The sequence below is a fragment of the Kitasatospora sp. NPDC101108 genome (genome assembly GCF_055584725.1).
In genome coordinates this window covers 295906-305083 of the sequence record NZ_JBVJLM010000010.1, presented here as the reverse complement: position 1 = coordinate 305083, position 9178 = coordinate 295906, and the positions used below count along the sequence as shown (strand labels likewise).

The 9178-nt window shown below is 75.0% G+C and carries 8 protein-coding genes and 2 pseudogenes; 7 read left to right on the top strand and 3 right to left on the bottom strand.

All coding sequences use genetic code 11. From position 1 onward, the window contains the following. On the top strand, positions 1 to 212 hold a 212-nt coding region (locus ACZ6Z8_RS23230), incomplete at its 5' end, for a zinc ribbon domain-containing protein (protein WP_465611976.1). Between the two features lie 185 nt (positions 213 to 397). Here the strand turns inward: ACZ6Z8_RS23230 and ACZ6Z8_RS23225 are convergent. After that, a pseudogene (locus ACZ6Z8_RS23225) lies at positions 398 to 517 on the bottom strand (STM4011 family radical SAM protein); the annotation flags it as partial. 179 nt (positions 518 to 696) lie between these two features. On the opposite strand from ACZ6Z8_RS23225, the gene ACZ6Z8_RS23220 reads away from it, so the two are divergent. The 5 genes and pseudogenes from ACZ6Z8_RS23220 to ACZ6Z8_RS23200 form a co-directional block, all read left to right on the top strand. Continuing rightward, a complete protein-coding gene (locus tag ACZ6Z8_RS23220; RefSeq protein WP_465611975.1) occupies positions 697 to 1494 on the top strand; it encodes a MerR family transcriptional regulator in 798 nt (265 codons plus the stop codon). Then, positions 1491 to 2726, top strand: a complete 1236-nt coding sequence (locus ACZ6Z8_RS23215; protein ID WP_465611974.1) for a glycosyltransferase — start codon at positions 1491 to 1493, stop codon at positions 2724 to 2726. The genes ACZ6Z8_RS23220 and ACZ6Z8_RS23215 overlap by 4 nt, the downstream gene beginning before the upstream one ends. A gap of 90 nt (positions 2727 to 2816) precedes the next feature. After that, a complete protein-coding gene (locus ACZ6Z8_RS23210) occupies positions 2817 to 3473 on the top strand; it encodes a hypothetical protein (protein ID WP_465611973.1) in 657 nt (218 codons plus the stop codon). Beyond that, positions 3470 to 3850: a hypothetical protein gene (locus ACZ6Z8_RS23205; RefSeq protein ID WP_465611972.1), complete on the top strand. Its 381-nt coding sequence runs from the start codon at positions 3470 to 3472 to the stop codon at positions 3848 to 3850. Before ACZ6Z8_RS23210 ends, ACZ6Z8_RS23205 begins: the two co-directional genes overlap by 4 nt. 7 nt (positions 3851 to 3857) lie before the next feature. Beyond that, a pseudogene (locus ACZ6Z8_RS23200) lies at positions 3858 to 3995 on the top strand (SAM-dependent methyltransferase); the annotation flags it as partial. Positions 3996 to 4073: 78 nt separating this feature from the next. Here the strand turns inward: ACZ6Z8_RS23200 and ACZ6Z8_RS23195 are convergent. Further along, positions 4074 to 5675 (bottom strand): ABC-F family ATP-binding cassette domain-containing protein, encoded by a 1602-nt coding sequence (locus ACZ6Z8_RS23195; protein ID WP_465611971.1) that lies wholly within the window; start codon positions 5673 to 5675, stop codon positions 4074 to 4076. Positions 5676 to 5894: 219 nt separating this feature from the next. Next, entirely contained in the window at positions 5895 to 7244 is a 1350-nt protein-coding gene (locus ACZ6Z8_RS23190) for an NAD(P)/FAD-dependent oxidoreductase (protein WP_465611970.1), read from the bottom strand. 305 nt (positions 7245 to 7549) lie between these two features. On the opposite strand from ACZ6Z8_RS23190, the gene ACZ6Z8_RS23185 reads away from it, so the two are divergent. Beyond that, the gene (locus ACZ6Z8_RS23185) at positions 7550 to 9136 is read left to right on the top strand and encodes a hypothetical protein (RefSeq protein ID WP_465611969.1); all 1587 of its coding nucleotides are present in this window, start codon (positions 7550 to 7552) and stop codon (positions 9134 to 9136) included. Positions 9137 to 9178 lie beyond the last annotated feature (42 nt).

Genomic DNA, 9178 nt, shown 5'->3' with positions numbered 1-9178 from the left:
CCCTCGGCGTCCGCGAGTGGACGTGTGGGGACTGCGAGACCGTCCACGACCGCGACGTGAACGCCGCACGCAACATCCTGGCCGCCGGACGGGCGGACAGGCTAAACGCCTGTGGAGCGCGGGTAAGACCGGGACTCGTCCCGGCACAGCGCCGTGAAGCAGGAACCCACCGAGACGGTCAGACGACCGTGGCAGGAATCCCGGTCCTTTAGGGCCGGGAGGACGTCAATGCTTGCAGCGGTCCGTCTCCGAGCATGCTGTTTCGCCTCCTCTCGGTTACCAGGCTAGGGAGGTGCGCAGCCCGTCGCCCGGTGAGCGGGCGGCCGCTCCTCACCGTGCACGGTCGGTCACGGGGAGGAACGGGCGAGGGGCGGGCGGTGCCGCAGGGCCGGCCGGCGATCGCGACCCGGCGCACGTGCGGGAGCCGGCTCAGCTCGACCAGGGCACGGCGGTACCAGGAGCGCACCAGGCCCTCGCCCCAGGGGGTGAACAGCAGCGACAGGGTGTCACCGGTGCCCGCGCGGTCGGCGCCCGGCGCGGGCCGACGGGCTGCGCGTGTTGACCCTCACCCCACGTCAGGCTGCAGGGTGGGGCTCGGCGCAGCACCCCGGCTGCCCGCTGCGCGAACGTACTGACGTGATGACGCGGACGTACGGACGCACGGATGCAAGGACGCAGGGATCGTCGGGAGGAACCATGAGTTGGTCGGTCGGGCAGGTCTCCGGATTCGCCGGAGTCACGGTGCGGACCCTGCACCACTACGACCGGTCCGGGCTGCTGTCGCCCAGCGAGCGCAGTCCGGCCGGCTACCGGCTCTACGGCGCGGCGGACCTCGCCAGGCTCCAGCAGATCCTCTTCTACCGGGAACTCGGCTTTCCGCTGGAGGAGATCGCCACCATCCTGGCCGACCCGCAGGCCAACGCGCTGGACCACCTGCTCGCCCGGCGCGACGCCCTCACCGAGCAGATCGCCCGCCTGCAGAAGCTGGTGGACGTCGCGGAACGGGCGATCGAGGTCCAGCGCACCGGGATCGACCTGACTCCGGAGGAGCGGTTCGAGGTCTTCGGGGACGTGGTCTTCGACCTCAGCTACGCCGCCGACGCCCACCTCAAGTGGGGTGACCGGGAGGGCCACCAGGAAGCCCTGGCCCGCGCCGCCACCCACACCAAGGAGGACTGGCGGCGCCTGATGGCCGAGGCCGCCGACTGGCGCGGGCGGCTGCTCGCCGCCTTCGACCGGGGGCTGCCCGCCGACCACCAGGAGGTACTGGACCTCGCCGAGGAGCACCGCCGGCACATCATCCGCTGGTTCACGCCCTGCCCGCCCGAGACCCACTGCCGGATCGCCGACGACTACGAGGCGGACGCCCGCGCCTTCGCGCTCGTCGTGCCACCGGCCGAGCAGCGCCCGGGGCTGGCCGGCTACCTCCGCGGCGCCATCGGTGCCAACGCCGAGCGGCGCGCCGGGGCGGGCCGTCCGGGGGTGGCGCGATGAGGATCCTGGTGATGGCCGCAGGCTCGTACGGCGACGTCGCCCCGTACACCGGGCTCGGCGTCCGCCTCCTCGGCGAGGGGCACGAGGTCGCCCTCGCCGCGCCGGAGATCTTCGGTGACTCCGTGAGCGGCAGCGGCCTGGAGTTCCGTCCGCTGCCGGTCGATCCGCGGGGCAGGGCGGCCGACGGGGAGCAGCCCGAGGCCCGCTCCTCGCTCATGGCGCGGGCCGCCGCCTTCGTGGAGCGGCTCGGCGACGGGCTCGCCGAGGCGGCCGCTCCGGGCGCTGATCTGCTCCTGCTCGCCACGACGACGGCACCGCTCGGCTGGCACCTGGCCGAGGCGATGGACGTGCCGAGCCTCGGGGTGTACCTCCAACCCACGCTGCCGACCGGGGAGTTCCCGCCGGTGGTCGGGCCGGGGCGCTCGCTCGGCCGCTGGGGCAACCGGGCGGCCGGTGCGCTCGGCCAGCGGGTGGTGGACCGGTTGCACGCGGGGGCGGCGCGGCGGCTGCGGACGCGGCTGGGGCTGCCCGCGTGCTCCCAGGCGGCGCGCCGACGGGCGGTGGAAGCCGCGAACTGGCCGGTCCTGCACGGGTTCAGTCCCACGCTCGTGCCGCGCCCGGCGGACTGGCGGGAGGGGCTGACGGTGGTCGGCAACTGGTGGCCGCACGTCCCGGCCGGCCAGCGGCTCCCGGCGGAGGTCGAGGACTTCCTACGGGCCGGTCCGCCACCGGTGTTCATCGGGTTCGGCAGCATGGCGGGCGGTCAGGGCGAGCGGCTCAGCGGCCTCGCGGTCGAGGCGCTGCGGCACGCGGGCGTGCGGGGTGTGCTGCAGTCCGGCTGGGCCGGGCTCGCCGCGGACGGGGAGGACGTGCTGACCGTCGGCGAGCTGCCGCACTCCCTCCTGTTCCCGCGGATGGCGGCCGTGGTCCACCACGCCGGCGCCGGGACGGCGGCCGCGGCCCTGCGGGCGGGGGTGCCGAGCGTGCCCGTTCCGGTGACGGCCGATCAGCCCTTCTGGGCGGTCCGGCTGACCCGGCTCGGTGCGGCCACCGGGCCGGTACCCTTCGCAGGCCTGACCGCGGCCCGGTTGGGCGAGGCCATCCGGCAGGCCGTCGGGGACCGGTCGTACCGGGACCGGGCGGAGTCGGTGGCCGGCCGGATGGCTGGGGAGGACGGCGCGGCGCGGGTCGCGGAGGCGGTAACGGAGCTGCCGCGGCCGCGGAGGGGGTGAGCCGGTGGGCGCTATCCTCGCCCGGACGTACCGGCACGGAGTACCGGTTTTCGACGCCCCGGTCCCGGGGCCGGGGGGAAGGGGCGGACCGTGGAACGGTTGCCGGACGAGGACGGGGTGGACGGGCTGCGTCCGCTGCTGGAAGCGGGGGAGGCGGTCCTCGGCTACGAGCCGGACGGGTCCTGGCCCGGGCCCGGCTTCGCCGACCGCTGCTGGGTGCTGCACACGCTGCGGGTGGACGGGCGCCGGGTGCGGTGGTCCGAGGCGCTCGCGGGCGCCGGGCGGCGCCTCGCCGGCTGGCCGGGCACCCTGTCGCACCTGGTGTTCGACGAGCGCGTCGCGCTCCCGGGCGAGGTCGAGGGCCCGCGGATCGGGGAGCCGGACCGCGAGTGCCTCGCCCGGCTGGTGGAGGTGCTGGCCCGGCACAGCGCGGACGGGTCGGCGACGGACTGCCGCTTCGCCTCGGCCGAGATCGAGGACCTTCTGCGGCCGGTGACCGCCCACCGCGGCCGACTTGACGAGGCGGTGGCCCACCACGACGCCTGGCCGGAGGGCGGACAGTTCCCCGCGCACTGGTGGCCGGTGGACCGCTCCTGGTTCGTCCTCACCAACTGGGACCTCAGCGCCACCGAGGTCTTCGGCCCGCCCGCCCTGATCGCCGACCTGCTCGCCGACGCCGAACTGGAGGCCGTCCGCCATCCGGCGATCGCGGAGGTGGCGGACGGCGTGCCCCGGTGGCCGGAGTGATCGACCTGCCGGAAGGGTCCTGGTGGGACTGGGACGTGTACTCCTGGCGTCCGGGCGAGCTGCGGCTGGCGGCCGGTCACGACCTCTGCTACCACCACGGCCTGGAGCTGGTCCTCACCGACCCGCTGTACGTGCGCTGCCCGGCGTCCTTCCAGGACCCGGTGTTCCGCGAGCCGACGCCCGAGGAACGGCAGTTGATCGAGCGGCAGTGCGGTGAGGAACCGGGAGTGCTGCTCGCCTTCGAGGCGGACGGCGGGGGCCCGGAGCCGGTGAGCGGGCTGATCGCGGCCGGAGCCCTGGAGGTTCGGGTGGGCACGGTGCTGCGGTACCGGACCGGCCCCCGATCCGCTGGCAGTACGGCGCCACCGCCGCGATGACGCCCGCATGTGCACCTTCGAAGAGCTGATCGCCGAGGCCGGGTCCGTGTCCGTGGACGGCTGGGACTTCTCCTGGCTGGACGGCCGGGCCACCGAGGACCGTCCTTCCTGGGGCTACCAGCGGCTGCTGGCCGACCACTTGGCCACCCGCCGGTACCTGCCCCCCGGCCCGCCGACGCCTGCGGCTCGGCCCGCCGGGGAGGCCGGCGGGCCGGGCGGGAGGTCAGGCCTGGGCGACCAGGTCCAGGTACTCGTCGTGCCAGAGGTCCTCGTCGCCGTCGGGCAGGAGCAGGACCCGGTCCGGCCGCAGCGCCTCGATGGCACCCGGATCGTGGGTGACCATCACGATCGCCCCCGGGTAGGTGCCGACCGCGGCCAGGACCTCCGCCCGGGAGGCCGGGTCCAGGTTGTTGGTCGGCTCGTCCAGGAGCAGCACGTTGGCCCCGGAGTGGACCAGCGCGGCCAGGGCCAGCCGGGTCTTCTCCCCGCCGGACAGGACGCCCGCCGGCTTGTCGGCGTCGTCGCCGCGGAACAGGAACGCGCCGAGGACGGTCCGCAGTTCACCGTCCGTCAGGTCGGGTGCGGCCAGGGCGAGGTTGTCGCGGACGCTGAGCGCGGGGTCCAGGGTGTCGTGCTCCTGGGCGAAGTAGCCGAGCCGCAGGCCGGGGCCGGGGACGACCCGGCCGGAGTCCGGCTGCTCGTGGCCGGCCAGGACGCGCAGCAGGGTGGTCTTGCCGGCGGCGTTGAGGCCGAGCACGACCAGTCGGCTGCCGCGGTCCACCGCGAGGTCCAGGCCGCTCAGCACCGTCCGGCCGCCGTAGGCCTTGGCGAGGCTGATCGCGCCGAGTGGCATCCGTCCGCAGGGCGCCGGCTCGGGCAGCCGGATGCGGGCGGTGCGCTCGGCCTGCCGGACGGGTTCGAGCTCGGCGAGCATCCGGTCGGCGCGGCGGGCCATGCTGCGGGCGGTGGTCGCGGTGGCGACGTTGGACCGCATCCGGTCGGCCTGGGCGTGCAGGGCGGCGGCCTTCCGCTCCGCGTTGGCCTGCTCCCGGGTGCGGCGGCGCTCGTCGGCCGCGCGCTGGGCGAGATAGGCCTGCCAGCCGGTGTTGTGGACGTCGATCACGGCACGCTGCGGGTCCAGGTGGAACACCCGGTTGACGGTGTCCGCCAGCAGGCCGAGGTCGTGGCTGATCAGGACCAGTCCGCCCTGGTGGCCGGCGAGGAAGCCGCGGAGCCAGGCGATCGAGTCGGCGTCCAGGTGGTTGGTGGGCTCGTCCAGCAGCAGGGTGCCGTGGTCGGCGAAGAGGATGCGGGCCAGCTCGACCCGGCGGCGCTGGCCGCCGGACAGCGTGCCGACGGGGGAGTCCATCACCCGGGCGGGCAGCCCGAGCCCGGCCGCGACCCGGGCGGCCTCGGCCTCGGCGGCGTAGCCGCCGCGGGACTGGAACCGGGCGTCGGCGCGCGCGTAGGCGTCCATGGCCCGGCGCTCCTCGGCCGGCGAGCCGGCCAGGGCCATCGCCTCCTCGGCGGCGCGCAGCGCGCGCACGGCGGCGTCCAGACCGCGGGCGGACAGGATGCGGTCGGTGACGGTGACGGCCGGGTCGGCGGCGCGGGAGTCCTGCGGGAGGTAGCCGACCGGCCCGGTTCGGGTGACCGTGCCGGCGGCGGGCGGCAGTTGCCCGGCGAGGGTGGCGAGCAGAGTGGTCTTGCCGGCGCCGTTGCGGCCGACCAGGCCGATCCGGTCGCCGGGGGCGATGTGCAGGGTGACGTCGGACAGCAGCAGGCGGGCGCCGACGCGCACGTCGACACCACGGGTGGTGATCATGGGATAACGCTCCGAAACAGCTGACGGACACACGGGTGGCGTGGAGGCGGGTCCGTCAGCTAGGAAATTCGGGGCGTAGACATGTCGGTCAGGGTAGCGGCCGGCCGGAACGGACGCACCCGAATTAACGGGAGCGCCCGGAGCGGGCGGTGGCCGTACGGGGTGCCGCACCGGCGGCGGGCCGACGCGGCACCCCGTGCCGGAGGTACGGGACGGCCGTCAGGCGCGCAGGACGGCGGCCACCACCGACGGGTGGAACAGCCGGGTCGGCGGCGCGACCAGGGACAGCACCTCGTGGAAGGCCGCCGTGACCTCGGCATTGCGGGTCGCGCCGTGCAGCACCTTGTCCAGGTAGCGGTGCTGGAGCTTGATCAGGGCTCCGGTGGGGCCGCCGGTGGTGGCGGCGAAGCGGACGTCCTCGGCGCAGGACATCATCCACGCGTTCTTGGACACCGCCGCGATCTCCCGCCGGGCGTCCCGGGCCGTGTCGGACCCGACGCCGCCGTGCCGCATGACCGCACGGCGCAGCACCTGGGCGCAGAACAGCGAGACGGTGACGCCCTGGCCGTACACCGGGTTGAAGGTGCTGGCGGCGTCGCCGACCGCCACCAGGCCCGCGGGGGAGCTGCGCTCGTAGTGCCGCCGCACACCCGGGCCGGGCAGGAATCCGCGCACCTCGCCCGCCGGTTCGGCGCCGAGCAGCATCTCCTGGAGGCCCGGGTCGCGCAGTTGGGACAGGTGCTTGGTGAAGCCCTCCTCGCCGGGCTCGGGTTCGGCGCCGCGCATCCCGGCCAGGCTGACGATCCAGCGGTCGCCCTCCACCGGCAGCAGCACGCCCATCCGCGGCTTGTCCGGGGCCTTGGTCTGGAGGTAGATCGCCTGGTGGCCGAGGTCGACACCGGAGGGCCGGTGGAACAGGCGGGAGGCGTAGGCGACGCCCGCGTCCACCCGCTCCTCGGGCACCGGGCGGCAGCCCAGTTCGGTGAGCCACTTGGGCACGGAGGTCGAGCGGCCGGAGGCGTCGATCACCAATTCGGCGGGGACATCCCGGACGTCCCCGCGCTCCGAGCCCCGTTCCCCGCCGCGCTCGCGGACCTTCACGCCGGTCACCGCCTGCGCCGAGCCGAGCAGGCCGACCACGTCGGCGCCCTCCAGGAACTCGATCGACGGCTCGGTGCGGACCCGGTCCAGCACCAGCTTGTCCAGCACCGGCCGGGTGCAGGAGAGGAAGGACATCCGGGCGGGGTAGTCGATCATCCACCCGGCCGAGCTGAGCCACTTGAGGTCGCCCGAAGTGGAGACCCGGTGCGCGCCCGCGGCCCTCAACTCCTCGTTGATGCCGGGCATCAGCTCCTCCAGTGCCCGGTGGCCGGCCTCCAGCACCAGGTGCGCGTGCCGTCCCTGCGGCACCCCGGCCCGGAACACCGGCTCGTCCGGGTACCGGTCCCGCTCCACCACGAGGATCCGCTCGGCGAAGCCCCGCAGCGCCCACGCCGCCACCACGCCGGCCAGCCCGCCGCCGATCACCACCGCCGTGCCCCGCCCGGGGGCCGTCTCCGAAGAAGTCATGCGACGTAGCGTAGTGGCGGCGGCGCCGGTCCGTAATCGCTCCAGCTGGACGAACGTTCCGGCGGGCCAGGCGGGTTGACGCCGCCGCGGGCCCGAGGGTATGTACGCGCACTCCTCCGGCCGGCGCTAAGGAAGCGTCAAGGTCGGCGGTCGGCGCCGTCAAGGAGGCGTCAAGGAGGCGTCAGGGAGTGTCCTGCCGCAGGTGGTGGGCACTAGCGTCGCGCGGCGGAGAGAAACGGTTCTGCGTCCGGGCCCCATCCCGGGGCCCCGGCAGGCCGTGCGACGGGGGAAAGGGACGTGTCGTCATGACCACCTCGACAGCGGGCGGATCGGGAACCTCGGGAGCCTCGGCCACTCCGGCCGGCTCCGCAAGCCCGGCCAGCTCGGAGGACGGGACCGCGGAAGGGGACGACGGCCCCGGGCCGGCACCGGGGCCGCGGGTACCGGCCGGCTCCCGGGCCCGGCGCCTCGGCCGGGACCTCCGGACGGTCACCAGCCGCGCCCACTGGACCACTCCGCGCCTGGTGCGCGCCCTCACCGCGCTGAGCCTGGCCGCGCTGCTCGGCCTCGGCGCCACCGCCACCGCCGTCCTCGGCGGCGCCCGCGACGGCACCGACACCATCGGCCACCGGGCCGCCCCGCAGGCCACCCGCGCCGCCGACCTCTACTTCGCGCTCAGCGACATGGACGCCCAGGCCGCCAACCTGCTGCTGGTCGGCGACGACCAGGACTACACCGCGCTGCGCAAGCAGACCCTGGACACCTACGAGCAGCGCCGCGACCAGGCCGACGACGACCTCCAGCAGGCCGCCGAGTCCTCCGCCGACGACCCGGCCGGGCAGCGCGCCGTCCAACTGGTGCTCGGCCGGCTCGGCAGTTACGAGGCCCTGGTGGCCCGCGCCCAGCTGCTGGAGGAACAGGCCGGGGCTCCGGCCGGCCGGCCCTCGCCCGCCGCCCTGGACGCCTACCGACAGGCCTCCGACCTGCTGCGCAACCAACTGCTGCCCGCCGCCGACCAGGTCACGGCCGCCAACGAGGCCACCGTGGACCGGGTCTACGTCCAGCAGCGCGACGCGCTGGGCAACGGCTGGTGGTGGCTGCTCGCCGTCGGCCTGCTCGCCCTCGCGGCGCTGTCCGGGCTCCAGCGGGTGCTGGCCGTGCGCTACCGCCGGGTGGTCAACCCCGCGCTGGCGGTCGTCACCCTGCTGACCGGAGTGGTACTGGTGACCGGGCTGTCCCTGGTGGGCCGCACCGAGGACCACCTGGTGACGGCCAAGAGCAACGCCTACGACTCGGTGATCGCGCTCAGCCGGGCCCGCGCCGTCGCGTACGACATGAACGCCGACGAGAGCCGCTACCTGATCGATCCGGGTCGCGCGGCCGTGTGGGAGCAGGCCTACCTGGAACAGAGCCAGGCCGTGGTCCACCTCGACGGCGCGACCACGGGCAGCTACGGCTCCCAGCTGCGGGACGCCCTCGACCGGCACCGGGCGGACGGCTCCGTCGTCCCCTTCGGCGGGTTCCTGGGCAACGAGCTGCGCAACATCACCTTCCCCGGCGAACAGGAGGCCGCCGAGCGGGTCCTGGGCGCCTTCCAGGAGTACCAGGTGATCGACCGCCGGATGCGGGACCTGCACGACGCGGGGAAGTCCAAGGAGGCGATCACGCTCAACACCGGGCTCGCCAAGGGACAGTCCAACTACCAGTTCGGGCAGTTGAGCGCGGCGATGGAGGACACCATCACGATCAACCGGACGGCGATGGACACGGCGGTCTCGGCGACCGACAGCGACCTCGACGGCGGCGCGGCGGCCCTGGCCGGGGCGCTCTTGGCGGCGGCGCTGGGGCTCACCGCGCTGGGGGTGCGGCCCCGGCTGCGCGAGTACCGGTAGCGCCCGAAGAGCCGGTGTGACGCGCCGGTCAGCCGGGCCCGG

What these genes read in the sequence shown, in the direction of transcription:
- ACZ6Z8_RS23220 (WP_465611975.1), top strand. Translation starts at nt 697, where the DNA reads ATGAGTTGGTCGGTCGGGCAGGTCTCCGGATTCGCCGGAGTCACGGTG.
- ACZ6Z8_RS23185 (WP_465611969.1), top strand. Translation starts at nt 7,550, where the DNA reads ATGACCACCTCGACAGCGGGCGGATCGGGAACCTCGGGAGCCTCGGCC.
- ACZ6Z8_RS23190 (WP_465611970.1), bottom strand. Translation starts at nt 7,244, where the DNA reads ATGACTTCTTCGGAGACGGCCCCCGGGCGGGGCACGGCGGTGGTGATC.
- ACZ6Z8_RS23215 (WP_465611974.1), top strand. Translation starts at nt 1,491, where the DNA reads ATGAGGATCCTGGTGATGGCCGCAGGCTCGTACGGCGACGTCGCCCCG.
- ACZ6Z8_RS23195 (WP_465611971.1), bottom strand. Translation starts at nt 5,675, where the DNA reads ATGATCACCACCCGTGGTGTCGACGTGCGCGTCGGCGCCCGCCTGCTG.